Raw genomic sequence first — 23612 nt, 5'->3', positions numbered from 1 at the left:
GTTCAGCGGGCCGTACGGCGGCGCCCGGTCACGACGACGATCGCCGCACCGGCCGCGAGGGCGCGGCCTGCGACGACGGTGGCGGCGCACAGGGCGAGCGGCGCGGCGCCCGTTTCGAGGACGCGGCGCGCGGTGACACGTCTCGCTGTCGACATGCGGGATCCCCCCTTCGGCATGTGCGACCCGGGCACGGCGGCGCAGGGCAGCATGCGGCAGCCGGCCGTACCGGGGTGAATGGTCGAGTAACACCGGGCTCATTGGTCACGTGAGCCCCAGTGCGATCACATGGTGGATCTCGCGGCCGAACGCTGTCAACCTGCGGTGACGCGTGGGTAGTTCAACGATGCATCACAATTTCGCGACATACGGAAAGGGCGGCTCCGCTCTCGCGGGGCCGCCCTGATCTCACCTCACCGTCGGGCTCGGAGTGGCCGCCTGGCCGGACGGCTCGCCCGGCAGTACGGGCGGCCGGGTGGTGCTGTCGACCGGCGGGGTGAGCACGACCTGTGGCTGACCGCCGACCGGGGGCGGCGGGGTCAGGTCCTTGGCGGGCAGCTTCGGCGGCGTCGTCTCCTGGAAGAGCACCTGGTCGAAGTTGACCAGCCCGGTCTGCTCCATGACCGTGATGTGGTCGAGGACGGTCGCGTTGGCCTGGTCGGCGAGCGCCCGCACCACCGTGTTCTTGGTCTGCGAGCGGATCTTGGCGATCGCGTTGAAGATCGAACCGTGCGTCACCCGGAGGATGTTGGCGAAGTCCGTGTCGAACTGCTTGCCCTGGTCCGCGGCGAGCGTGTTCACGAAGCCCTGCTGCTGCGGGCTCGCCTGGTTCGGGATCGTGATGTTGAGCATCGTGCTGATCTTGCGGCAGCTGGCGTCCAGCGCCGCGTGTCCGTCGATCAGGTGCTTGCTCGCGATGAGGACCGCCTTGCTCTGCCCCTTCTTCAGGCCCATCTGGCCGACCGGGTACTCCCACAGCCCGGCCGCGCGCACCTTGACCACGAAGTCCCGGTCCTGCTCCGTCAGCGGTCCCCACTGGGTCTGCGCGATGACCAGCGACCCCGAACTCGACGTGGTGTTGACTCCGAGCATCGCGGGATACGCGAGCGCGGCCAGTGTCACGCTGAGGGCACCGCCCACGAAGAGAGTTCCCATCGCATTCCGCGAAAAGCGCACCGTGCCTCCTGCCTTGTCGGGGACCCGCCGAAGATGGACGGGCTCGGACGGAGGTGAGTACGGATCGGTGGCACCGCGGAACCTTTTGATTTGGTAAAGAACCCCGGGTGTGAGGCATGTCTCCCGCCCGGCTCGCAACCGCCCGCGGCCTCACGGCCGTTGACGAAACGTTGACCGTTTCCCGGGAGAGACCAGACGGAGACGAGGGAGAGTCGAAACGAGGCCCGGACCTAGATTCGCCCCATGCCCCCACAGCTCCCACGGTCCCCCCGGCCCGGCCGGGGCCAGGCGGCCCCAGCCGCCCTGCCCGTACTGCCCTACCGCAAGCCCACCAAGGGCCGCGACTACTGGGTCTTCGACGACGTCCTGCCCGACGTGGACGCCGTACGGGAACGCTGTCTGGCCAAGGACGACTGGGTCAAGGGATACCCGTACACCTCGGAGTCCTGGCCGGGCCTGCGCACCATGCCGGGTCTGGAGCCCGCCGAACTCGCCCGCGTGGAACGGCTGGTGAAGAACGCGACCGGCGCCAGGGAACTCTGGGTGCAGCAGGCCCCCGGCGGCGGCACCCTCAACCACAACTGCGTCCAGGTCGTCGGCGAGGGCGAGAGCGAGCCGCGCCCGCACACCGACTCCCGCGCGCTGTGCCGGTATGCGGCGGTGCTGTACCTCAACCCCGGCGTCCCCAAGGACTGCGGGACCGCGTTCTACCGCCAGTCGCTGCCCGGCGGGCGGCTCGGCGGCAATGTCGTCCAGGCGCCGCACACCAACCTCGTCGAGGCGCTCGGCACGCGGTTCGTCGCGCCGGACGCCTTCGAGGAGGACGTGCGCGTCCCGCACCGGTACAACCGGCTGCTGCTGTACAACGCCAACCTCGTGCACAGCGCGACGGGTTACTCCGGCCGCACGCTGGAGGAGAAGCGCATGACGGCGGTCTTCTTCTGGATGGCGTGAGGGCCTGACGGGTCAGTAACGCCCTGCGCCGCCGCTGCCGAAGGAGCCGCTGGAGCCGGGCACCCAGCGCCGGCGGTGCTGATCCTTTCCTGTCCTCGTTCCGGAGGAGTGGAGTTCGTAGGGCATCAGCCGATCCCCGTTCTCCGCGTGCGGCACCTCGTCGGGTTCCCGCATCTCACGCGACTCCCGGACGGGTCCGGTGTCGGGAAGGTGGGGCTGCTCGTCCGCCTTGGGCCGCGGGGACTCATGGTCCATCTGGCCCATGCCCATCCGCACGGCCCAGACCAGCGCGCCGACGATGATCAGGCCACCGACAAAAGCGGCAACCACGTTGAGTACGTCGCTCGACGTGGCCGCTACAACAAACGTCGCGGTACTCATGTCCCCATTATCGCCCAACGGGGCCGTTTGCGGAGTTCTGGGTTTTGTTGCAGGTCAGAGCGGGCGCCGGGGACTGGTGAAGGGCATATCGGCGGGTACGACCGCTTCTGATGACTTTTGTGTGAAGTGGACAACGTCTCCTGCGGGTTACGGATGCCGCAATCCCTGGTGTCCGCGCGGTGAGCACCGCACCATGGGCCCATGACACCGGCCCAAAGAGCCATGAACCAGCTGGCGGAGTGGCCCGACCTCAGTCCGTGCGAGGCCGGCTGCGGTACGGGCCGGGCGCTGCGCTCCGCGCGGGACGAGATCGTGCACTTCCACTCCGGCCGCGACGTGGACCTGCACCTCACCGCCGGCGCGATCCAGCGTCTGCACTACGACTTCGCGGAGTCCACCGCCATCCGCCTGGTGCCGGGCTCGCGTTGGGTCACCGTCCACCTCGACTGCGACGCCGACGTCGACCTGCTGATCAGCCTGGTCAGCGTCGCCCTCAAGGCGCACCAGAACGGGCCGCTGCCCGCAGGGTCGCCCACGGCCGTCTGCAACTTCCACCGGGTGACGGTGCTCGAACGCGACGCGGACCGCGAGACGCACGAGAGCTGACGGCGGGCAGGCGTCTGCCGCGAATCTCCGCACACCCGAAATCCTCGCCTCGGGCCGGGCCCGTCAGCTCAGGCAGAGCAGCCCGAGCACGCACACCTGCGACGGCGACGTCGTCGCGGGGGCGGTGCCCGGCTGCGACGTGTTCGAGCCGGAGGAGGTCGAGCCGGAGGAGGTCGAGCCCGACGTACCCGACGGGGACGAGCCGGAGGAGGACGTGCCGCCGTCACTCGGTGTGGCGGAGGGCGACGGCGTCGTGCTGCCGGAGCCGCTCGACGTTCCCGAGGTGCCGGACGCCGTGCCGGTGACGGTGTGGGTCGTGGTCCGGGGCTGCGTCTGCGCGGTGTGCGGCGCGGTGTAGGGCTGCGTGCGCTCCGACGTGGTGTGGGGCGCGTCGGGCGTGGCGGTGGACCGCTGCTGGGTGCCCGCGGCCGCCGGGCCGCTCGTGGCCTCGGGCTTGCGGTGCTTTCCGGTGCCCGGCCGGGTGGCCGTCGGCTCGGCGTACTGCTGGGCCGGCAGGTCCTGGTTGCCCGTGGTGGCGAGGTCCGGGGCCGTGGCGGCCTCGGCCCGGTGGTCGGAGCCCTGGTCCAGCGTGGACAGGGCCAGCCCGCCGCCGACGAGCGCGACGGTGGTCGCGAGCACGGCCTTGCGCCGGCTCTTCTTCCACCGCGCCCGCTGCCGGCGCCGTGCCGCCCGACCGTCGCCCGAGGGGAGGACGGCCTCGGCGGCCGGGGTCTCCTCGAGGGGCTCGAACGGCTGCGGCTCCGGCCCGGACGGCCGCTTCGCGGCGAAGGCGTCGAAGCCGCCGCCTTGGTGGGTCACCGGTGCGATGTCCGGGGCGTAGGCACCGCAACCGGGGCACACCAGGGCGCCGTTGAGGTGCCGGCGGCACGAGGAGCAGTAGTCCATTCCGCTGTATTCCTGACAGTCGCACGGGCAAGGTCGAACGGCGAGAACGGTAACGGCGGTTTCGAAAGACTGTGTGACCCCTGTGTGGTGCTCCTGCGCGGGTTCTCTGCACACCGCGTGCCCGGCCCGCGAACCTCCAGGTCAGGGCCGGGCTTTCGGGTGACTCAGGGGACCGTGGCGTTGCTCACGGTCATCGGGACGTCAGCGGCGGGTGAACGGCGCGAAGGTGTGGCTGAAGTACCAGGTGTCCTGGGCGATCCCGGAGCAGGAGTTGGCCCCGGCGGTCCCCACGCAGCCGCCGTTGTCGCGCTGGAGCGCCCAGAACGACAGGGTGTTGATGCCCCTGTCCCGGGCCCACTTCTCGACCTTCACGGCGTCCTGGGCGGTGAAGGTCTCCTGGGGGCCGAAGTCGTCGATGCCGGGCATCTCGGTCACGCCGATCATGCGCCAGAGCCTCTCCGGCCGCTGCTTCGGGTACAGCGCGGCGAGTTGGGCCTGCAGCCCGGCCGCCGCCGTCTGCGTGTCGGCGGCCATGTCGTGCGTGGCGCCGTCCCAGTAGTCGAACGTCATGATGTTCACGACGTCCACACGCGCCCCGTTGGTGACGGCGTTCTGCAGCAGGGCCACGCCGTTGGGGGCGAGCCCGGTGGTGGTCGTGGGCAGGGTGTACGAGAACTGCACGTGCCGGCCGCTGCGTTCCGCCCAGCGCTGCACCTTGACGATGGCCTTGTTGCGCCGGTCGATCCCGGCGGCGTTGTTGATGGAGTCGGCCTCGATGTCGAGGTCGATCCGCGAGATCCCGTACGTCGTCACGAGGCTCTCGTAGACCTTGGCGATGGCGTCGACGCTGGTGCAGCTGTCGGCGAGCTCGGTGTTGGTGGTGTCGGCGCCGTAGCCGCCGAAGGACGGGATGACGTTGCCGCCGCGGGCCTGGATCTGCGAAATGTCCTTGCCGAAGGCCGACTTGGCGATGGGCAGCGTCTTGTCGCCGTTCCAGTAGGCGGTGCACGACCCCGGTGCGTCGGTCTGCAGGAACGCCATGGTCAGGTACTTGTTGCCGGAGGCGGCGGCGAGGGCGGCCGGGCTCTCGCCCGTCCATGCCTCGAAGTAGGGCGCCGCCACATGGCCGGGCATGGCGTGCGCCCGGTGGGAGGCCGGTGCCGCGTCCGCGGCGAGCGCCCCGCCCGTGCCCAGGGCGACGAGCGCGGCGGACAGGCCGGTGACGGTGACACAGGAGAGCAAGGCGCGAAGTACCGGACGAGGTCGTCTCATTGACGCTCCCAGAAGGGCCGGAGGAAGGGGGGTGGGGCGAGCGCCGACCATCTTTGGCCTAGACCAATTCACTGTCAAGGTTCTTTACAGTTCCCTGACCGTGCATCAGGAGCGTGAATGCGGACATAAGGCGGTCGCGGGGCACGCGACACTCGTCGGATGGGGAGATTCCGTAGGGAGTTCGGGGGAGGACAACCGGATGTCTTGACGTGCTCTCCACGGGCCCGTTGGCTCTTCGTTTCACCCGTGGCCCGCTCCCCCCATGCCCGGAAGGCACCAGCACGTGAACCTTCACACCCCCCGCAGAACCGGCGTGCCCCGTCACGCCATACCCCTGATCACCTCCGCCGCGGCGCTGCTGCTCGCCGGCTGCGGTGCCATCGACAGCGTCGGTGGGAGCGGGAGCTCCGCGAGCCCCGAGAAGGGGGACGACATCACGGTGGGGCTCCTGCTGCCGGACACGGACACGGCGCGTTTCGAGAAGTTCGACCGTCCCCTCATCGCGAAGCGGGTCGCCTCCCTCACCCACGGCAAGGGCAAGGTGCGGTACGCCAACGCCGGGTCCAGCGCGGCCACGCAGAGCCGGCAGTTCGCGCAGATGATCTCCGCCCGGGCGGACGTGATCCTGGTGGACGCGGTGGACTCCAAGGCCATCGCGCCCGAGGTGCAGAAGGCCAAGGACGCCGGGATCCCGGTCATCGCCTACGACCGGCTCGCCGAGGGCCCGATCGACGGCTACGTCTCGCACGACAACGAGCTCGTCGGCGAGGTGCAGGGCCGCGCGATCGTCGACGCGCTCGGCGAGAAGGCCGGCACCAGCAAGATCGTGATGGTGAACGGCTCGCCCGCCGACCCCAACACGGCCCGCTTCCACGAGGGCGCCATCAGCGAGCTGAAGGGCCGCGTGGTCGTCGCCAAGTCGTACTACACCAAGGAGTGGCTGCCCCAGGTCGCCAAGGCGAACATGCAGAAGGCCATCCAGGCCGTCGGGCTGAACAACATCGCCGCCGTCTACTCGGCCAACGACGGCATGGCGGGCGCCGTCATCGACGCGCTCAAGGAAGCCGGCGTCCACAAGATGCCGCCCGTGACCGGGCAGGACGCCGATCTCGCGGCGGTGCAGCGGATCGTGGCGGGCGAGCAGCGGATGTCCGTGTACAAGTCGTTCCTGCTGGAGGCGACCGGCGCCGCGGACATGGCGGTCGCCAAGGTGCAGGGCAAGGCGATCGAGTTCGACGCACTGGCCCAGGACTCCGTCGACAGCCCCACCCAGAAGGCGATCCCGGCGCAGCTGGTCCCGGTCGTGGCGCTCACGAAGGAGAACATCAAGGCCACGGTGATCAAGGACGGCGTCTACACCGTGAAGGACATCTGCACCGCGAAGTACGCCGCCGACTGCGCGGCGATCGGCCTGAAGTAGCGCCGCGGGCACGGCGGGTGGCGGTCCGGCCCGCCACCCGCCGTGCCTCGGCTATAACCGGGGGCATGATCTATCACGTCGTGCCGGCCGCCGAGTGGTCGGCGGCTCCCGGCCAGCCGTACGCCCCCGCCTCCCTCGCGGCGGAGGGTTTCGTCCACTGCTCCCCCGACGAGGCGACGACGCTGGCCGTCGTCGGCGCCTTCTACCGCGACGCTCCCCGGCCGCTGCTCGCCCTGCTGATCGACGAGGCCCGGCTCACCGCGCCCTGCGTGTGGGAGGCGGCGGCCCCCGCACCCCCGCCGGGAGTCCCCGAAGGCACCCTGTTCCCGCATGTGTTCGGCCCCCTCGACCGCGCGGCCGTGGAGCGCGTCCTGGTGGTGAGCTGGGACGAGGAGGGCCGGGCGACAGGGCTGGCGGAGGACGCGCGGGACGGCGGCTGACTACCCTGCTGGAAGGGGCACAGCCGGACATCCCGCCACTCCTGGGAGGCGCGCCATGGCCACGGTTCGCTACATCGTCGACGACGTCGATGCCGCCATCGCCTTCTACTGCGGGCAGCTCGGCTTCCGTGAGGTCATGCACCCCGCGCCCGCGTTCGCGATGATCGTCCGGGACGATCTCCGGCTCGCGCTGAGCAGCCCCGGGGGCGGGCCCGGCGGCGGTCAGGCCATGCCGGACGGCACGCTGCCCCGCCCCGGCGGCTGGAACCGGATCTCGCTCCAGGTAGCCGACCTCGACGCCGACGTCCGCCGTCTGAAGCAGGCGGGAGTGCCCTTCCGCAACGAGCCGATCACCGGCGTCGGCGGCAGGCAGGTGATCGTGGACGATCCGTCCGGCAATCCCGTCGAGCTGTTCGAGCCGATCCTGCCCGGGGCGCGGGAGTGAGCGGGGCTCACGCCCTCCCCCGCGACCACCGGCCGGCGGCTCCCGCCGCGGGAGCGGTGGCGGCTGAACGGCCACGGGGCAAACAGGGCCAGGGCGAGCTCGGGCAGGACGCCCCGCACTGCGAGCCGCAGGTGCGGCGTCACAGGCGTACGCCCTCGTCGAGGGTCGCCCGCACCGCGCGGATCACGTCGAGGTAGGGGCTGCCCTCGGCGGCGAGGCCCGCGGCGAGCAGGGCGAGGGCGCCGCGGTGCTCGTGCAGCACGGCGCGGCCCGCGGCCGGGCAGCGCGCCGCGAACTCCAGGACGGCCGGGAGGTGGTCGGGCGGTTCACCGCCGGACGGCTCCCAGCCGTACTGCCGGTAGCGGGCCCTGAGCGCGGCGAGCGAGGCGCCCCCGTTACGGGTGTCGCCGTCGGTGTAGTGCGTCAGGTGCAGGGTGCGCCGGCGGCTGCGGTCGAAGGTGGTGACGTACTGGGCCGCGAGGTCGAGCAGCGGGACGTCGGCCGTCCGGCGGCAGAACCGCCGCAGCGACTCGGTCGCCGGTCCGGACAGCCCGCCGATCGACTCCAGCACCAGGGCGCGGTGGGCGGGCCACCGCTGGTCTGGGTAGTTCAGGAGCAGGGACGCCGCCTGGTGGACGGCTCGGTGCTGGTTCATCGCGGCCCTTCGGCCTTCCGGTCGGGGAACGGCCCGCGGGGCCGGCCGAGCCCGTTCCGGTTGAACAGGTCGAGGCGCCCGCGCGGGGTGTGGCGCGCCCAGGCGTCGGAGACTGCGGGCGCGGGCGCCCCTGCCCCGCGCCGACCGGTGCGCCGTGGCCTCCCGGGGCCGCCGGTGACCTCGGCCCACGCCGCCACGGGATCGCCGGGCCGGGCGCGGGCCGCGCGGTACAACTCCACCGGGACGCTTCGCACCTGCGGATGGCGCACGCGCGTCGGCGAGTACGGGCACCAGGAGGCGCCCGTGCGGTTGACGCCGTGTGGAGCGGACGACCTGCGGGCCCAACTCTCCCGGTAGGGAGGGTCGTTGACGCCCCGATCGGTGTGCGGGACCGCCCTGGGACCGGACGTGGCCGGGGTCCGGCGCAGTCTTCCGCCCGCTCTCGGCGGACGCGCGGCGGCCAGACCCGCCACTCGTTCCGCTTCCCGCCGGGCTCCGCGCCGTCCCACCGAATCCACTCCCTGCGCCTGGCGATTCCACTGCCGCCAGCGTCGGGCATCGTGACGCCACGAAGTCGTACGACTACTCTTGGTTGGTTTTCTCTATACGGAGATTTTCTTGGCCTTTGCAATAGTTGTGCCCGGCATGCGTATCGCGCCCCGGGTGCGCAGGGTGAGGACGCGCTCGGCGTGATGCTCCTCGTGGTGGTCGATCCGCCGCGCGGTCAGCAGATCGCGGAGGCTGATGATGCCCTCCACCCGGTCCTCCTCGCGGCCCACCACGAGCAGGCGGGTCACCTCGTGGTGGGCCATGCGGTTGGCCAGGGTCCGCAGGGTCTCGTCGGGGTGGGCGGTGACCGGTACGGCCGCCGGCTCGCCGAGCGGGGTGCGGTCGGCGGGGTCGGGTTCCGCGGACGCCGCCGCGGGTCCCGCGGTCTGTGCGGGCGGGTGGTCGGTGGCGTGGTCGGAGGCGGACGTACGGGACCGGGATCCTGCGGACAGGGAGGAGGACATGACGCTCCGGAGGGTGCGGAGGCGGACAGGGGAAGCAGACGGGGGGAGCAGGCCGTCCCGGTTCCGGGCGGTCGCACGGGGGCCCGGAGCGGATGCGGACGGCGGGAACAGTGGGGACGGCGGGAACGGTGGGGGACGGCGGGCGTCGTTGCCCGTGCGGAACACGGGGTGAGAAGGCGGCGGGGGCCGAGGCCGGGACCGGTCATGACCCGCGCGCACGGGACGGACGCGCATCCTCGCGCGTCCGCCGCAGGTCAGCGGTGAAGAGGTGTCACATGGGTGCGGGGCGGACCGAGCGGACCCGCCCGGAGCGCAGGATGCGGATCGTGCGCCCCATGCACACCCGGCAGGTGTTGTCCGTGAGCGGGGACGGCACCTTGCGGCCGTCCCGCAGGTGGTACTCGACCCGGAGGCGTCCCGCGCCGTCGCGGATGTGCCGGATCTCGTAGGCGCCCTCCCAGGCGTGCCCGCAGCGCAGGCACACGAAGGAATAGGCTTCGTTCGTCGGTTCGGTTCTCATGGTCATCACCCTTGGCGCCGGAGCCCTCGCGCCCGCACGGCCCCGGTCTACTCGGCCAACCCACCATTGCAGTCTGCAATGGTCACCCCGGGTGGCGAGGGGAACCCGGGTCGTTCGGTGGAAAACGGCGGATCGAGGACTTCATGACGCAGCAGGGCAACGGCCGCGAGGACCCTTCCGCGGGCGGCGCCTCCGACGAGGTGCTGGACCGCGAGGCGGAGGAGGTCACCCTCGCCGTGATGGCCGCCTCCCGGCTGATCGTCTCGCTCTCCGCCCGTGCCCTGGCCTCGGCCGACGTACCGCTGACGCTGCCCCAGCTGCGCTCCCTGGTCGCGCTGCACGGCTGCGGCCCGATCAAGCTCGTCACCATGGCGGCCACCCTCGGCGTCAGCCCCTCCACGGCCCTGCGCATGGTCGAGCGGCTGGAGTCCTTCACCCTCATCGACCGCCGGGTCAACCCGGACAACCGGCGCGAGGTCGTGCTGCGGCTGACCCCCGCGGGCGAGGACCTGGTCGAGAGCGTGCTCGCGCACCGGCGGGCGGAGATCCGCAGCCTGGTCGAGCGCCTGCCCGCGCCTGCCCGCACCGGCCTCGTCCCCGCGCTCCGGGCCCTGACCGCGGCCGCCGACGACCTGGACCTCGGCCTCGACCCGGCCGACGAGGCGGGACGCCTGGCCGGCGTGGTCGACGATCCACTCAACCCGGCGCCGTAGCGTGCGCGTTCGCCCGCGACCGTTCACCTGCGCCTGACACGATCACGACGTGCGGCTACGACGCGGAAGGGCGTGGTGAGGAGCAGTGCCGGAGCATGACGTGAACACGAACGCGAACGTGAACGTGAACCGGAACGTGGGTGTGGACCTGGACCGGGCGCTGGAGGTGGCGACCGGGCTGGCGGCCTGGGCCGTGGAGGCGATCCGGCGTCCGCGCTCCCCCGCCACGGCGACCGACGTGCGGGAGAAGGACAGCCCCGCGGACATCGTGACCGACACGGACGAGGCCGTGGAGGCGCACGTCCGCGAGACGCTCGGCCGTGCCTTCCCCGGGCACGGGATCGTGGGCGAGGAGTACGGCAGGACGGACGGCACCCCGGGTGCCCCGCACTGGCTGATCGACCCGGTCGACGGCACCACCAACTACGCCCACGGCATCGGCTGGTGCTCCTTCTCCCTGGGTCTCGCGGCGCCCGACGGCACCCCGCTGCTCGGCCTGGTCGCGGACCCGTGGCGGGGCGAGACGTTCACGGCGGTCCGCGGCGGGGGAGCGTTCCTCAACGGCGCTCCCGTCCGCGCGGCGGACCACACCACCCTCACCGGCCACGTCTTCATGACCGAATGGGCGGCCCACGCCCACTGGCCCGGTATGGACGCGCTCATGGCCCGCCTCGCGGACCGCCACTGCACGGTCCGCGTGATGGGCTCCACGGCGCTGTCCCTGGCCCAGGTGGCGGCGGGCCGCGCCACCGCCGCCGCGATCGGCGGCTTCCACCACGTCGACGGCCTCCCGGCACTGCTGATCGCCCAGGAGGCGGGCGCCGTCGCCCTGCCCGAACTACCGGCCTACAACGAGCCGTTGCTGCTCACGGCCCCGGGCGCGGCGCAGGAGGCGTCCGCCCTGTGGACGCGGTCACGCGAGGCGGCCCGCCGGGACCGCTGATCGGCCGGAGGGCCGGCCCGGGCGTCGGGCGTGTGCAGGGGGCGGGCGGCGTGTGCAGGGGGTGGCGGCCGCCGTGTGCCCGTGCCGGGGCGGTCCCGCCCCATGAGGCGGCCACCCCGAACAGGTCAGGCCCGTACCGCCGTCTCCGGGGTCGTCCCCGTCGCCCGCAGGTGCTCGATACCCGTGTCGAGTGCCGCCTTCAGATGGGTCGAGTCGCCCGTGGACATCATGATGGTGACGCCTCCCTGGATGCCGGCCAGCAGTGCGGCGGCCGTGCGGTCCGCGTCCAGGGCGGGGGACACGAGGCCGTTCGCGCCGAGGGCGCGGATGCCGTCGGCGAGTTGCCGCTGCCACTGGCGCATCAGCTCCGTCACGATCGCCCGTGCGCCGGGGCGGGAGCGTCCGACCTGGAGGAACAGGGAGCCCAAGGGGCAGTGGTCGCCCTGGCGTTCGTAGCGCTCGACGACCACGTCCCGCCACCGCTGCCAGGACTCCCACGAGTCCAGCCGCCCGAGGTGCGGCTGCTGGTCCTCCAGGACGCGGTCCGCCTCGAACTGCGCCACCGCCAGCAGCAGTTCGTCCTTTCCGCCGGGGAAGTAGTGGAACAGCTGGCTCTTGCTCGTGCCGGTGCGGCCGCGGATGTCGTCGAGCGTCGCGAAGGCGACCCCCTGCTCGCGCAGCACCTCGGCCGCCCCGGCGACGATACGGGCCCGGGTGGCCCGGCCCTTCGCCGTCAGTGCCTCCGCCATGAAGCCTCCCGGCAGGTCGGTGGACCGGCGGGACCAGCCTAATCCCCTCCCGCCCTCTTCTGGACTTGCCGGTCCATTTTCCGCGGCGCACAGTGGCCCGCATCGTCCCGGCACCGCGGAACGGACAGGGAACGGACAGGGAACGGACAAGGGAGATCACGTCATGAGTGAACGACTGCGGAACAAGACGGCGCTGGTCACAGGGTCGACCAGCAACATCGGTCAGGCGATCGCCGAGGTGTTCGCCGCCGAGGGGGCCCACGTCGTCGTGTCCGGGCGCAACCGGGAACGGGGTGCGCGGGTCGTCGAGGGAATCCGGGCGGCCGGCGGGCGGGCCGACTTCCTCGTCGCCGACCTCGACGGCAGCGAGGAGGCGTCCCGGTACCTGGCCGAGCGGGCCCGCCAGACGCTGGGCGGGCGGATCGACATCCTGGTGAACAACGCCGGCATCTACCCGGCCCCCGGCACCACCGCCACCGACGGGAAGACCTTCGACCAGGTCTACGGCGTCAACGTCAAGGCACCCTTCTTCCTCACCGCGGCCGTCGTCCCGGCCATGGCGGAGGCGGGCGGCGGCGTGGTCGTCAACCTCGGCTCCTGGATCGCGCGCCTCGGCGTTCCGCTCGGCGCGCTCTACAGCTCCACGAAGGGTGCCATGGAGACGCTCACGCGTGCCTGGGCGGCGGAGTTCGGCCCGATGGGCGTGCGCGTGAACGCCGTCTCGCCGGGCGTGATCCTGCCCCCGGCCCCGGAGGGCTCCGAGCCCCACCCCGGCGAGGTCATGATGAAGGGCACCCCGGCCGGCGAGGTCGGCACCCCGGACGCCGTCGCCCACGCCGTGCTCTGGCTCGCCAGCGAGGAGGCGGCCTTCGTGCACGGCACCGTGGTGGACGTCGACGGCGGCAGGACGGGCGTCGCCGTCATCGCCGCGTAGCGCGCGGACCCCGGCGCGCCCGCCGGACCGCCCGGCCGCGCTGCGGTGTCACCAGGCCCCGACACCCGCCAGCAGGACGTGCAGGTCGTGCGCCGCCTCGGCGGTGGCCAGGGTCGCCGCGGCCAGGACGGCGGCGGTGGCGGCGGCGAGGACGGTGTGGTGCCGCAGCGGAGGAGCGAGCAGGGCGGCGACGCGGCGCGGTACCGGGCCCGCCGTCGCCAGGGGGTTGCGGCGCCCGAGGATGCCCAGGGCGGCGCTCGTGACGCGGGCCCGCACCGGGGTGCGCCGGGCCGCCAGGGCGGCCTTGCCGACGGTGCGGGCGACCTGTTTGCGGTCGCCGGAGGCGGTCGCCGCCCGCTCGTCGGCCCAGCGCTCGATCGTGTACGTGACGGCGCCGGCCACCGGCCGCATCAGCGGGTTCGCGGCGGCGCCGAGCTGTGCCAGGGCCACGAAGGCGTAGTGGTGACAGGCCAGATGGGCCCGCTCGTGCGCGAGCAGGATGCCGTGCTCGGTCTCGTCCAGGGTGTGCAGCATGCCGGTGGAGACGACGATCCGGCCGGGCAGGCCGGGGAGCGCGTAGGCGTCGGGGGCCTCGTCCTCCACCACGACCAGGCCGTTCCGCTCGGGCATGCAGGCGGCGTCCACGGCCGCGGCGGCCAGCGTGCGGGCGCGGCGCCAGAGCATACGGGCGGCCGCGAGCACCGCGCCGCCGAGCAGCAGCCCCGCGGCGAGGGCGATCGACAGCTCGGTCGGGTTGTCGCGCTGCGCGCTCTGGGCCGACCAGTGGCCGAGGCCGGCGATCAGCGGGAAGCGGATCAGGCCGGTGACGGCCAGCAGCCCCAGGGAGATCGTGCTCGCCGCGCCCAGGACCAGCGACGAGACGGTGAGCAGCCAGGTCGCCAGGCGGGGCTCGCAGCGCTCGGACAGCGGCCGTGCGCCGAGCGGGGCGAGCAGCGAGAGCAGCAGCGGCACGTAGACGGCGATGCGCATCCGGCGGGCCCTTCCTGATGTCTACTGTCCGGACTGCTTGTGGTGTCCGGGGTGCTGGCCGGAGTCGAGCAGCTGGCGCAGCAGGTCGGCGTCGCGGTCGGACAGCTCGTCCGCGAACCGGGCGAGGACGGCCTCCCGGTCGGGCCTCTCCTCGAGAACTGTACGCATACGCCGGGCGGCGAACCCGGCATCGTCGGTGACGGGGGCGTAGGCGTACGCCCGTCCGCGCGCGGCGCGCCTGAGCACGCCCTTGGTGTGCATGCGGGTGAGGATCGTCACCACGCTGCTGTACGTCAGCTCGCCGCCGAGGAGTTCGGTCACCTCGCCGGGGGTCAGCGCGGCATCCGCCTGCTGAAGCAGGCCGAGGATCTGGCTCTCGCGGACCCCGTTTGCCCTTTTCGGGCCCCGTCCGTGTGTGTCGGCCGACATGGGATTTTGTGGTTCTCCGGTCTGTCTTCTACAGTCGTGTAGAAGTTCTACGATCGTGTAAAAGCTCCCGCCTCCCCGAGTGTGCCATTGGATCGCCCATGAGTGCCATCAGCATCGGTCAAGCCGTCGTCCTCGGTGTCGTCGAGGGGGTGACCGAGTTCCTGCCCGTCTCCTCCACCGGACATCTGAAGATCACCGAGGGACTGATGGGCATCCAGGTCGACGACACCTCCGTGGTCGGCTTCACCGCCGTCATCCAGGTCGGCGCGATCGCCGCCGTGCTCGTGTACTTCTTCAAGGACATCGTGCGGATCTGCGCCGCCTGGGGGCGTGGCATCGCCAACAAGGAGGAGCGCTACCACCACGACTACAAGTTCGCCTGGTGGGTCATCTACGCCACGATCCCGATCGTGATCGTGGGCCTGGCGGCCAAGCCGCTCATCGAGGGCCCGCTGGCCTCGCTGTGGGTGGTCGCGGCCTCGCTGATCGTCGGGTCGGGTGTGATGTGGGCGGCGGACCAGATGGGCCGGCACAAGCGCGGTGAGGACGACACCACCTTCAAGGACGCCATGCTGGTGGGCTCCTCGCAGATCCTCGCCCTGCTCTTCCCGGGCTTCTCGCGCTCCGGCGCGACGATGTCCACCGCGCTGATCCTGGACCTGGACCGGGTGGCCGCCACCCGCCTGTCGTTCTTCCTGGGCATCCCGGCCCTGACCGGCGCCGGCCTGTACGAGCTCAAGGACGCCGTGGGCGCGGGAGTGGGCGCCGCGCCGCTCGCCGTGGGCACGGCGGTCTCGTTCGTGGTCGCCTACGCCTCGATCGCCTGGCTGCTGAAGTACGTCGCGCGGCACTCGTTCAACGCCTTCGTGGTCTACCGGGTCGTCGTGGGAGTGGCGCTGCTGGGGCTTCTGGCGACGGGTGCGCTCAACGCCTGACGCGCCGCTCGGGCCGGTCGGTGGATGTAACGCCTGCTACATTCGCTGATGTGCCGAACACTGAACCGGTGATCCGATGGGTCGTCCTCGTGGTCAAGGTCGCCGCGGAGCCCTCCCGGCACCGCGTCGCCGTCTGGCGGGAGCTGCGCAAGATCGGTGCGCTCTCGCTCGGACAGGGCGTGTGGGCCGTACCGGACGTGCCGGTCTTCGCGGACGGCGTCTCCAGGGCGATCGTCCTGACCGAGCAGGCCGGCGGTCAGGCCGTCGCCCTGAGCGCGACCGGACGCAGCGCCGAGGACGCGTCCCGCTTCCAGGCGCTGTTCACGGCCGCGCGGTCCGAGGACTGGACGGAGTTCCTCGCCGACTGCGGGAAGTTCGAGGAGGAGCTGGCGAAGGAGATACGCATCGCCAAGTTCACCCTCGCCGAACTCGAGGAAGAGGAGCAGTCGCTGGAGCGGCTGCGGCGCTGGCACCGCGACCTCACGGCGCGCGACGTCTTCGGCGCGCCGGAGGCCGCCGAGGCCGACCGGCGGCTCAGGGAGTGCGCCGCGGCATGTGAGGACTACGCGGAGCGGGTGTTCGCGGCGCTGCACGGGCCGTCGGGGGACGACCGGTCCGCGCTGCCGGGGGACGGCCGATGAGCCGGGACGCCACCGCGCAGTCGGCCCCGCCCCGGCAGATGTGGCCGCTCTACGCCGCCGGGTTCACCACCGCCTTCGGCGCGCACGGCATCGCCGCGAGCCTCGGCGCACACGCCGAGGGCGCCGTCACCTCGCTGCTCGTGCTCGGCGGACTGCTCGCCCTCTACGACGGCGCCGAAGTGCTCCTCAAGCCGGTCTTCGGCACCCTCGCCGACCGTGTCGGCGCCCGACCCGTCCTGCTCGGCGGGCTCGCCGCGTTCGCCGCGGCGTCCGCGCTCTACGTTCTCGCCGACAGCCCGGGCTGGCTGTGGGCCGCCCGCCTCGGCCAGGGCGCCGCGGCCTCCGCGTTCTCGCCCTCGGCCTCGGCGCTGGTGGCCCGGCTCAACCCGGCCGCCAAGCACGGCCGCGCGTTCGGCAGTTACGGCTTCTACAAGTCCATCGGCTACACGCTGGGCCCGCTGCTCGGCGGCGTCCTGGTGTGGGCCGGCGGCCTGCGCCTGCTGTTCGCCGTCCTCACGGTGCTCGGCGCCGCCGTCGCCGTCTGGGCCGCGCTCGCCGTGCCCGTCGTACCCCCACTGCCCAAGGCCCGGCAGACGGTGCTCGACCTCGCCCGGCGCCTTGCCGACCCGGTGTTCCTCGCCCCGACGGCCGCGCTCGCGGCGGCCACCGCCGCGCTGTCGGTCGGGGTGGGCTTCCTGCCGGTCTCCGGCCGCACCGCCGGGCTCGGCACGGTCGCGACCGGCGCGGCGGTGTCACTGCTCGCGGCCTGCGCGGCCGTGGTCCAGCCGCGGGCGGGCCGGGCGCTGGACGCCGGGCGTCTCGCCACGCGTTCCGGCCTGACCGCGGGCCTGCTGATCACGTCGGCGGGCCTGGCCTGCGCCATGCTGCCCGGCCTGACCGGCATCCTCGTCGGCGCCGTCCTCATCGGTGTCGGCACGGGCCTGATCACCCCCCTCGGCTTCGCCGCCCTGGCCTCCTCCACTCCGCAGGAACGCCTGGGCCAGACGATGGGCGCCGCCGAACTGGGCCGCGAACTCGGCGACGCGGGCGGCCCGCTGCTGGTCGCCGCCGTGGCGACCCTGACCACGCTCACCCACGGGTACGCGGCCCTGGCCGCCCTCATCGCCGTCGGCCCGCTGGCGGGCCTGCTTCACCGACGCCTCAACTCACGCGGGGCGTCGGCCGGTTCGGCGTAGCAAGGCCATCGGGGATGCGGGCGGCCCCGCCCGCTGCTCATCGCCGCCGACCGGTTGGCGGGGCCGAAGGGACAGTCCGCCGGCGGGGCCGAGGGGACGGCGTTTCAACCCGCCCGGGAACCGGCCCAGTTCGGCGTAGGGAGGGCAGCTGAGGAGAATCAGTTGCATGCCCAGCTCCCCCACCCCCACCTGGACCGTCGGCGGCAGCACCGTCCACCGCATCGACGAGACGCCCCTGCCGCCCGAGACCGGCCCCTGGCTGCTGCCCGGTGCCACCGCCGACGTGGTGACCCGGCACGCCTGGCTGCGCCCCGACTTCGCCGACCACGCCGGCACCCTGCGCCTCGACAGCCACAGCTTCGCCTTCGAGGCGGGCGGTCTGCGGGTCCTCGTCGACACCGGCATCGGCAACGGCAAGACCCGGGCCAACCCGGCCTGGCACGACCTGCGGACCGGCTACGTCGATCACCTCACCGCCGCCGGATTCCCCCCGGACGCCGTGGACCTGGTGATCCTGACCCACCTGCACACCGACCACGTCGGCTGGAACACCCGCGAGGTGGACGGCGCCTGGGTCCCCACCTTCCCCAACGCCCGCTACGTCACCTCCCGTACCGAGCGCGACTTCTGGGCGGGCCACGCCATGGACGCGCCACGGCGGCAGATGTTCGACGACTCGGTGGTCCCCATCGAGGAGGCGGGACTGCTGGACCTCGTGGACGTGGCGCCCAAGGGCACCGAACTGACCCCCGGCGTACGCCTGTTGCCGACCCCCGGCCACACCCCGGGCCACATCGCCGTGGAACTGACCGGCGGCGACGGCCGAACGGCGCTGATCACCGGCGACTGCATCCACCACCCCGTCCAGTTCGCGCACCCCGGCATCGGTTCCTGCGTGGACATCGACCCGGAACAGTCCGAACGATCGCGCCGCGCACTGCTCGGCTCGCTGGCCGGCACGGACACCCTCGTACTGGGCACCCACTTCCCGCCGCCCACGGCCGGCCACGTGATCACGGACGGAGACACCTACCGCCTGCTGCCGCACGGAGCCACGCACCGAGTCGATCAAGAAGACGGTAAGAACCAGGCGTAGTCGTCGTCCTCGACCATCACGCCCGCACCCTCCCGACGTGGGCCGAGCCCGGCCTGAAGGCCGGCTTCCCCTTCCGGCTCCACATCGACGTCTGCGGATGTGCCCCGCACGCCCCGCGCGTAATCTGGTCCGGGTACTTCAGGCCGCGCCTCAGGGCGTCAATTCGTCAGTCCCGTGTGCCCCCGCACTCCCGTCGCCGGGGCATGTCCGGGCGAAGCGGAGGATCAGCGATGGGTACAGTCACCACCGACGACGGCACCAGTATCTTCTACAAGGACTGGGGGCCGCGCGACGGCAGGCCCGTCGTCTTCCACCACGGATGGCCGCTGAGCGCCGACGACTGGGACAACCAGATGTTGTTCTTCCTGGCGCACGGCTACCGCGTCATCGCCCACGACCGCCGTGGGCACGGCCGCTCCAGCCAGTCCGCCACCGGCCACGACATGGACACGTACGCCGCCGACGTCATCGCGCTCACGGACGCGCTCGACCTCCGGGACGCGTGCCACATCGGCCACTCCACCGGCGGCGGCGAGGTCGCCCGCTACGTCGCCCGCGCCAAGCCGGGCCGCGTCGCGAAGGCGGTGCTGGTGGGCGCCGTACCGCCCGTCATGGTCAAGTCGGAGTCCAACCCGGGCGGTCTGCCCCTCGAGACCTTCGACGCCTTCCGCGAGGCCCTCGCCGCCAACCGGGCCCAGTTCTACGTCGACGTCCCCTCGGGACCGTTCTACGGCTTCAACCGCCCCGGCGCGAACGTCTCGCAGGGCCTGATCGACAACTGGTGGCGCCAGGGCATGATGGGCGCGGCCAACGCCCACTACGAATGCATCAAGGCGTTCTCCGAGACCGATTTCACCGAGGACCTCAAGCGGATCGACGTGCCGGTGCTCGTCTGCCACGGAACCGACGACCAGGTCGTCCCGTACGAGGACTCGGCACCCCTGACCGCCGAACTCCTCAAGAACGCCACCCTCAAGACCTACGAGGGCCTCCCCCACGGCATGCTCTCCACCCACCCGGACGTCCTCAACCCGGACATCCTGGCGTTCCTGCGGTCCTGAGAGGCGCCGTGCCGGGTCAGCCCTGCTCCGGCACGGCCATCTCCCCCAGCTCCGACCAGCCCTCCTGCTCGATCGTCGTGTTGACGATGCGCGGGGTCTCCGCGAGGTAGGGGGGCAGGGTCCGGCGGGCGGTTCCGAAGTGGTCGGACCGGACGTGGGCGGCGCCCGCCTCGTCGTCGCGGAACGCCTCCACGAGGACGTACTCGGACGGGTCGTCCAGGCTGCGGGACCAGTCGAACCAGAGACAGCCGGGTTCCGCGCGGGTGGCCTCGGTGAAGGCGGCGGAGATCTCCGGCCATTGGTCCGCGTGCTCGGGACGGACGCGGAACTTCGCGGTGATGAAGATCATCTGAGGGCTCCTCGGTGGGTCTCGTCCGGTCCGGTCAGGGGACCAGGATCGCGTGTCCGCGGACCCGGCCGGCGCGCGCCCACGTGATCAGCCGGAAGCGGGGGAGGAAGCGTCGGGCGCGCCCTGCTCGGCACGCCTGCGGTACTCGGCGTTGATGCGCTGAGCCTCCTCGAGCTGGTCCTCGAGGATGACGATGCGGCAAGCAGCCTCGATCGGGGTGCCCTTGTCGACGAGCTCACGGGCGCGCGCCGCGATCCGCAGTTGGTAGCGGGAGTACCGGCGGTGTCCGCCGTCCGAGCGCAGCGGAGTGATCAGACGGGCCTCGCCGATGGCGCGCAGGAAAGCCGGGGTGGTGCCGAGCATCTCGGCGGCCCGCCCCATGGTGTATGCGGGGTAGTCGTCGTCGTCCAGACGATCACTGAGGGGGATATCTGCTGTCATGTCACCTCGTTGTGCCAACGCGTCGAGGGGCCCTGGTGCCGTACGGCACCAGGGCCCCGAGGGAAATTCAACACCATCCGTCGGCCCTCATGCTGTGCCGACCTTCTGTTTCCGCCGTCCGCCCCGCGGAAGGGGGTACGGGGATCGCGGGGTGCGTGACCGGGGTCCACCCTCCAAGTTTCGCTCGAACTGTATCGACGAGAAAAAGGCTAACCGTGTCGGAACTCAATGTCTACTCTGGCGAGAGTAGATTTCACCTACCCGAGGAAATAGATACCGTGTGACCTGCGGCAATGGGCGCCGGGCAGCCGTCGGTGGGCGGCGAGAAGGACGGCGGGACGGCCGTGAGGGCCCCGCCGACGTGTGTCGGCGGGGCCCTCACGGGATCCTGATGGCGGTGTGCCGCCCGTCCTCATCCGTCCTGGGAGGCGGCGCCGAGCAGTGCCGACGCGGTCCGCAGCGCAGCGGAGACCGGTACGGGCGCGGCGTCGGGGCGTGCATGGCAGGTGAAGCCGAGGTGGGTCATGGCCCGGATGACTTCGCCGCCGGTGAAGTCACGGCGGTCCTGCCGGGTGATGACCTGGCCCACCTGCTTGACGGGGTAGCGACGGCGGCCGATGGTCACGGACTCACCCGTGACGATCTCGGGCCTGACGCCCTTCATCGAGGCCAGCACTCCGCTCTTGCTCAGGTCGAACGGGTACCGGGCGATGACGAAACGCATGATGCCCTCACAAGGAGTCGAGAGAAAACGGGCGAGGCGAACGGCTCGGCGAGGACGTCCCGCAGGCGGAGCCGGTCCGTGTACGTGGAACTGCCGCGGTGAACGGCGAGTTCGGCCCGGGTGATCGAGCGCGTGCACTGATCGTCCCCGTCGCACAGGAGGAGGTACTCGACACCGGCACCGGCCATGAGGGACAGGGCGACCTCGACGGTCATGTCGTCCCGGACCCGGGGCCCGGCCGCGTCCATGTCGCCGGCTGCGCTCACGGTGGAGAGAACCGACGGCTGGCGCTGCGTCTGAACCGGTGTCAAAGCTGCCTCCACGGAGAGCGGTGAGGGACGGGTGAGCTTCAGGTCGATGCCTCTAGGCAGCCCGGTCGAAGGCGGGCCGCTGCGCCCTGCGCCGCCCGGGTCGTCCGGTGGAGCTCCCCTGAGCGGGGCGGTCGCGGCGGCTCCGGGACGAGGAGGCCGCGGACGTCGCGGCGCGGCGGGGGCGTTCCGCGACGGGCGCGGCGATGACGACGGGAACGCCGGAGGGGGCCTGGGCGCCGGTGATACGGCTCAGTTCGGCCTCACCCGAACGTACCGGGGTGATCCGGGGGTTGATGCCGGCCGCGGCCATCAGCCGGCTCATGCTGCGGCGCTGGCTGAGGGTCACCAGGGTGACGACGCTGCCGGACTCTCCGGCGCGGGCGGTACGGCCGCCGCGGTGCAGGTAGTCCTTGTGGTCGGTGGGCGGATCGACGTTGACGACCAGGTCGAGGTTGTCGACGTGGATGCCGCGCGCCGCGACGTTGGTCGCCACCAGTACCGTCACATGCCCGGTCTTGAACTGGGCGAGGGTCCGCGTGCGCTGCGGCTGGGACTTGCCGCCGTGCAGGGACGCCGCGCGGACGCCGCTGTTCAGCAGGTGCTTGGTGAGCCGGTCCACGGCGTGCTTGGTGTCCAGGAACATGATCACCCGGCCGTCCCGTGCCGCGATCTCGGTGGTCGTCCGGTCCTTGTCCGCCTCGTGCACGTGGAACACGTGGTGCTCCATCGTGGTGACCGCTCCCGCGGAGGGGTCGACGGAGTGGACCACCGGGTCGCTCAGGTAGCGGCGGACGAGCAGGTCGACGTTGCGGTCCAGGGTGGCGGAGAAGAGCATCCGCTGCCCTTCGGGGCGCACCTGGTCGAGCAGGGCGGTGACCTGCGGCATGAAGCCCATGTCGGCCATCTGGTCGGCCTCGTCGAGGACGGTGATGGCGACGTCGTCCAGCCGGCAGTCGCCACGGCCGATGAGGTCCTTGAGCCGCCCCGGCGTCGCGACGACGACCTCCGCGCCGGCCCGCAGCGCACCGGCCTGCCTGCCGATGGACATCCCGCCGACCACGGTCGCCAGGCGCAGCCGCACGGCGCGGGCGTACGGGGTGAGCGCGTCGGTCACCTGCTGGGCGAGCTCGCGGGTGGGGACCAGGACCAGGGCGAGCGGCTGCCGCGGCTCCGCGCGTCGGCCCGCCGTACGGGCCAGCACCGCGAGGCCGAAGGCCAGGGTCTTGCCCGACCCGGTACGCCCGCGGCCGAGCACGTCACGTCCGGCGAGGGAGTTCGGCAGGGTCGCTCCCTGGATGGGGAACGGTACGGACACGCCCTCGTGACCGAGCGCGGCCAGCAACGGTGCCGGCAGAGCGAGGTCGGCGAACGACTCGACGGCGGGCAGCGCGGGCGTCACGGTCACCGGCAGCGCGAACTCGCCCTGGGGCGTGGCCGGTCGCCGTCCGTAGTCCTTGGTACGCCGCGGAGCCCTCGAGCGCTCGGCGGCGGAACCCCGGGAGCGGTCGTGGGTACGGGTCGTGCGGGCAGTGCGTGCGTGGGTCAAGCGGAACCTTCCTCGAGTGGGCACGTACCAAGGAATTTCCGCAACGCAATGGAAGGCGCACAGAATCGCTAGAACGAGCCGGAGACGATGGGCGTCGGGTCGGGCCGGCGGGGAATTCGTCACCCGCTCGGTGATGTGGTGGAGCCTTCCCGTCACACGCCCTGAAATGCAGCGAGCTGGGGCCCGCACCCCAAGGTGCGGGCCCCAGCTACGAAGTATGCGTTGCTGCCGGTGTCAGGCGGGAACGATGTTCTCGGCCGTCGGGCCCTTCTGGCCCTGCGCGATGTCGAAGGACACCTTCTGGCCTTCCAGCAGCTCACGGAAGCCCTGGGCGGCGATGTTCGAGTAGTGGGCGAAGACGTCGGCGCCGCCGCCGTCCTGCTCGATGAAGCCGAAGCCCTTTTCCGCGTTGAACCACTTCACGGTGCCAGTAGCCATGTCATTTCTCCTTCGGAGACGAAGCCCGGAATCCGCCCTGTGCGGATTCCGCGTCGCCGTGCTGATTGGACCGTCGGGAAATGAACCTTCTGGCAACCACACCTGCAACTGAGAACGACGTTAGCACGGCGCGAGCGGCCATGTTCGGTCAGTAATTCCGCTCGGCCCGGCGGTCGAGGAATACTCGCCGTGTACCGTGCCTATTTCTCACTTCACGGATACAGATATTGATTCGCGCGGATGAAGTCTTCCTGCCGGACGTTTCCGGCGACAGCGCCATGACCTCCCCCGATGCACCCTGTGCCGCTGCCGTCGTCATCGACGGACGGGG

Annotated in this window: 30 protein-coding genes; 13 read left to right on the top strand and 17 right to left on the bottom strand. The window is 71.9% G+C overall.

Translation table 11 applies throughout. The features are described 5' to 3' along the window. Window positions 1-2: 2 nt before the first annotated feature. Both ACIBN2_RS26750 and ACIBN2_RS26745 read right to left on the bottom strand, forming a co-directional pair. Window positions 3-155, bottom strand: coding sequence for a hypothetical protein (locus tag ACIBN2_RS26750; protein ID WP_399137892.1), 153 nt, complete (start codon window positions 153-155; stop codon window positions 3-5). Between the two features lie 250 nt (window positions 156-405). Beyond that, window positions 406-1152 carry a DUF4142 domain-containing protein gene (locus ACIBN2_RS26745; RefSeq protein WP_399137890.1) on the bottom strand — a complete coding sequence of 249 codons (747 nt, stop codon included), beginning with the start codon at window positions 1150-1152 and terminating at the stop codon, window positions 406-408. Window positions 1153-1416: 264 nt separating this feature from the next. On the opposite strand from ACIBN2_RS26745, the gene ACIBN2_RS26740 reads away from it, so the two are divergent. Beyond that, a complete protein-coding gene (locus ACIBN2_RS26740) occupies window positions 1417-2127 on the top strand; it encodes a DUF6445 family protein (RefSeq protein WP_399137888.1) in 711 nt (236 codons plus the stop codon). A 12-nt stretch (window positions 2128-2139) separates the two neighbouring features. On the opposite strand, the gene ACIBN2_RS26735 is transcribed toward ACIBN2_RS26740, so the two are convergent. Next, window positions 2140-2508 carry a DUF6479 family protein gene (locus tag ACIBN2_RS26735; protein ID WP_399137886.1) on the bottom strand — a complete coding sequence of 123 codons (369 nt, stop codon included), beginning with the start codon at window positions 2506-2508 and terminating at the stop codon, window positions 2140-2142. A 201-nt stretch (window positions 2509-2709) separates the two neighbouring features. Here ACIBN2_RS26735 and ACIBN2_RS26730 point away from each other — a divergent pair, with 201 nt between their 5' ends. Further along, window positions 2710-3114: a luciferase family protein gene (locus tag ACIBN2_RS26730; RefSeq protein WP_399137884.1), complete on the top strand. Its 405-nt coding sequence runs from the start codon at window positions 2710-2712 to the stop codon at window positions 3112-3114. A gap of 63 nt (window positions 3115-3177) precedes the next feature. Here the strand turns inward: ACIBN2_RS26730 and ACIBN2_RS26725 are convergent, their stop codons facing one another. Next, on the bottom strand, window positions 3178-4020 hold the full coding sequence (locus ACIBN2_RS26725) for a hypothetical protein (protein ID WP_399137882.1): 843 nt from the start codon (window positions 4018-4020) through the stop codon (window positions 3178-3180). Window positions 4021-4221: 201 nt separating this feature from the next. Then, the gene (locus ACIBN2_RS26720; RefSeq protein WP_399137880.1) at window positions 4222-5292 is read right to left on the bottom strand and encodes a chitinase; all 1071 of its coding nucleotides are present in this window, start codon (window positions 5290-5292) and stop codon (window positions 4222-4224) included. Between the two features lie 262 nt (window positions 5293-5554). Here ACIBN2_RS26720 and ACIBN2_RS26715 point away from each other — a divergent pair, with 262 nt between their 5' ends. The 3 genes from ACIBN2_RS26715 to ACIBN2_RS26705 all read left to right on the top strand — a co-directional run bounded on the left by ACIBN2_RS26715 (window position 5555) and on the right by ACIBN2_RS26705 (window position 7597). Continuing rightward, window positions 5555-6712: a sugar ABC transporter substrate-binding protein gene (locus tag ACIBN2_RS26715; protein ID WP_399137879.1), complete on the top strand. Its 1158-nt coding sequence runs from the start codon at window positions 5555-5557 to the stop codon at window positions 6710-6712. 65 nt (window positions 6713-6777) lie between these two features. After that, window positions 6778-7152, top strand: a complete 375-nt coding sequence (locus tag ACIBN2_RS26710; protein ID WP_399137878.1) for a DUF952 domain-containing protein — start codon at window positions 6778-6780, stop codon at window positions 7150-7152. A gap of 55 nt (window positions 7153-7207) precedes the next feature. Beyond that, complete coding sequence (locus ACIBN2_RS26705; RefSeq protein WP_399137876.1) at window positions 7208-7597, top strand: VOC family protein; 390 nt, start codon at window positions 7208-7210, stop codon at window positions 7595-7597. Between the two features lie 139 nt (window positions 7598-7736). Here the strand turns inward: ACIBN2_RS26705 and narJ are convergent, their stop codons facing one another. From narJ to ACIBN2_RS26690, 3 genes are all read right to left on the bottom strand, one after another. Then, on the bottom strand, window positions 7737-8252 hold the full coding sequence (narJ, locus tag ACIBN2_RS26700; protein ID WP_399137874.1) for a nitrate reductase molybdenum cofactor assembly chaperone: 516 nt from the start codon (window positions 8250-8252) through the stop codon (window positions 7737-7739). A gap of 602 nt (window positions 8253-8854) precedes the next feature. Beyond that, a complete protein-coding gene (locus tag ACIBN2_RS26695; protein ID WP_399137872.1) occupies window positions 8855-9265 on the bottom strand; it encodes a CBS domain-containing protein in 411 nt (136 codons plus the stop codon). A 271-nt stretch (window positions 9266-9536) separates the two neighbouring features. Then, entirely contained in the window at window positions 9537-9785 is a 249-nt protein-coding gene (locus ACIBN2_RS26690; protein WP_399137870.1) for a hypothetical protein, read from the bottom strand. A gap of 143 nt (window positions 9786-9928) precedes the next feature. Between ACIBN2_RS26690 and ACIBN2_RS26685 the strand changes: the two genes are divergently transcribed. Then, window positions 9929-10498 (top strand): MarR family winged helix-turn-helix transcriptional regulator, encoded by a 570-nt coding sequence (locus ACIBN2_RS26685; RefSeq protein WP_399137868.1) that lies wholly within the window; start codon window positions 9929-9931, stop codon window positions 10496-10498. Window positions 10499-10598: 100 nt separating this feature from the next. Then, on the top strand, window positions 10599-11441 hold the full coding sequence (locus ACIBN2_RS26680) for an inositol monophosphatase family protein (RefSeq protein ID WP_399137866.1): 843 nt from the start codon (window positions 10599-10601) through the stop codon (window positions 11439-11441). A 125-nt stretch (window positions 11442-11566) separates the two neighbouring features. On the opposite strand, the gene ACIBN2_RS26675 is transcribed toward ACIBN2_RS26680, so the two are convergent. Beyond that, a complete protein-coding gene (locus ACIBN2_RS26675; RefSeq protein ID WP_399137864.1) occupies window positions 11567-12190 on the bottom strand; it encodes a TetR/AcrR family transcriptional regulator in 624 nt (207 codons plus the stop codon). A 163-nt stretch (window positions 12191-12353) separates the two neighbouring features. On the opposite strand from ACIBN2_RS26675, the gene ACIBN2_RS26670 reads away from it, so the two are divergent. Further along, window positions 12354-13124 (top strand): SDR family NAD(P)-dependent oxidoreductase, encoded by a 771-nt coding sequence (locus ACIBN2_RS26670; protein WP_399137862.1) that lies wholly within the window; start codon window positions 12354-12356, stop codon window positions 13122-13124. 48 nt (window positions 13125-13172) lie between these two features. Here ACIBN2_RS26670 and ACIBN2_RS26665 read toward each other — a convergent pair whose 3' ends face one another. After that, window positions 13173-14114 carry a M56 family metallopeptidase gene (locus ACIBN2_RS26665; protein WP_399137860.1) on the bottom strand — a complete coding sequence of 314 codons (942 nt, stop codon included), beginning with the start codon at window positions 14112-14114 and terminating at the stop codon, window positions 13173-13175. A gap of 21 nt (window positions 14115-14135) precedes the next feature. Then, a complete protein-coding gene (locus ACIBN2_RS26660) occupies window positions 14136-14543 on the bottom strand; it encodes a BlaI/MecI/CopY family transcriptional regulator (protein ID WP_399137858.1) in 408 nt (135 codons plus the stop codon). A 98-nt stretch (window positions 14544-14641) separates the two neighbouring features. On the opposite strand from ACIBN2_RS26660, the gene ACIBN2_RS26655 reads away from it, so the two are divergent. The 5 genes from ACIBN2_RS26655 (at window position 14642) to ACIBN2_RS26635 (ending at window position 19472) form a co-directional block, all read left to right on the top strand. After that, complete coding sequence (locus tag ACIBN2_RS26655; RefSeq protein WP_399137857.1) at window positions 14642-15478, top strand: undecaprenyl-diphosphate phosphatase; 837 nt, start codon at window positions 14642-14644, stop codon at window positions 15476-15478. A 50-nt stretch (window positions 15479-15528) separates the two neighbouring features. Then, window positions 15529-16119, top strand: coding sequence for a Chromate resistance protein ChrB (locus ACIBN2_RS26650; protein ID WP_399137855.1), 591 nt, complete (start codon window positions 15529-15531; stop codon window positions 16117-16119). Window positions 16120-16157: 38 nt separating this feature from the next. Then, a complete protein-coding gene (locus ACIBN2_RS26645) occupies window positions 16158-17315 on the top strand; it encodes an MFS transporter (RefSeq protein ID WP_399138234.1) in 1158 nt (385 codons plus the stop codon). Window positions 17316-17481: 166 nt separating this feature from the next. Next, window positions 17482-18411: an MBL fold metallo-hydrolase gene (locus tag ACIBN2_RS26640; protein WP_399137854.1), complete on the top strand. Its 930-nt coding sequence runs from the start codon at window positions 17482-17484 to the stop codon at window positions 18409-18411. A 230-nt stretch (window positions 18412-18641) separates the two neighbouring features. Next, window positions 18642-19472, top strand: coding sequence for an alpha/beta fold hydrolase (locus ACIBN2_RS26635; protein WP_399137852.1), 831 nt, complete (start codon window positions 18642-18644; stop codon window positions 19470-19472). Window positions 19473-19488: 16 nt separating this feature from the next. Here the strand turns inward: ACIBN2_RS26635 and ACIBN2_RS26630 are convergent, their stop codons facing one another. From ACIBN2_RS26630 to ACIBN2_RS26605, 6 genes are all read right to left on the bottom strand, one after another. Continuing rightward, window positions 19489-19821 carry a putative quinol monooxygenase gene (locus tag ACIBN2_RS26630; RefSeq protein WP_399137850.1) on the bottom strand — a complete coding sequence of 111 codons (333 nt, stop codon included), beginning with the start codon at window positions 19819-19821 and terminating at the stop codon, window positions 19489-19491. A gap of 87 nt (window positions 19822-19908) precedes the next feature. Beyond that, entirely contained in the window at window positions 19909-20262 is a 354-nt protein-coding gene (locus ACIBN2_RS26625; RefSeq protein ID WP_399137848.1) for a MerR family transcriptional regulator, read from the bottom strand. 412 nt (window positions 20263-20674) lie between these two features. Further along, window positions 20675-20986: an SCO5918 family protein gene (locus tag ACIBN2_RS26620; protein ID WP_399137846.1), complete on the bottom strand. Its 312-nt coding sequence runs from the start codon at window positions 20984-20986 to the stop codon at window positions 20675-20677. Next, a complete protein-coding gene (locus ACIBN2_RS26615; protein ID WP_399138232.1) occupies window positions 20950-21234 on the bottom strand; it encodes a hypothetical protein in 285 nt (94 codons plus the stop codon). Before ACIBN2_RS26615 ends, ACIBN2_RS26620 begins: the two co-directional genes overlap by 37 nt. Window positions 21235-21349: 115 nt before the next feature. Further along, the gene (locus ACIBN2_RS26610; protein ID WP_399137844.1) at window positions 21350-22843 is read right to left on the bottom strand and encodes a DEAD/DEAH box helicase; all 1494 of its coding nucleotides are present in this window, start codon (window positions 22841-22843) and stop codon (window positions 21350-21352) included. 234 nt (window positions 22844-23077) lie between these two features. Next, complete coding sequence (locus ACIBN2_RS26605) at window positions 23078-23281, bottom strand: cold-shock protein (RefSeq protein ID WP_004986771.1); 204 nt, start codon at window positions 23279-23281, stop codon at window positions 23078-23080. Between the last annotated feature and the right edge of the window lie 331 nt (window positions 23282-23612).

The organism is Streptomyces sp. NPDC050534 (genome assembly GCF_044457745.1).
Lineage (GTDB): Bacteria > Actinomycetota > Actinomycetes > Streptomycetales > Streptomycetaceae > Streptomyces.
The sequence above is the reverse complement of the archived record's forward strand: the minus strand, read 5'-3'. Positions and strand labels throughout refer to the sequence as shown.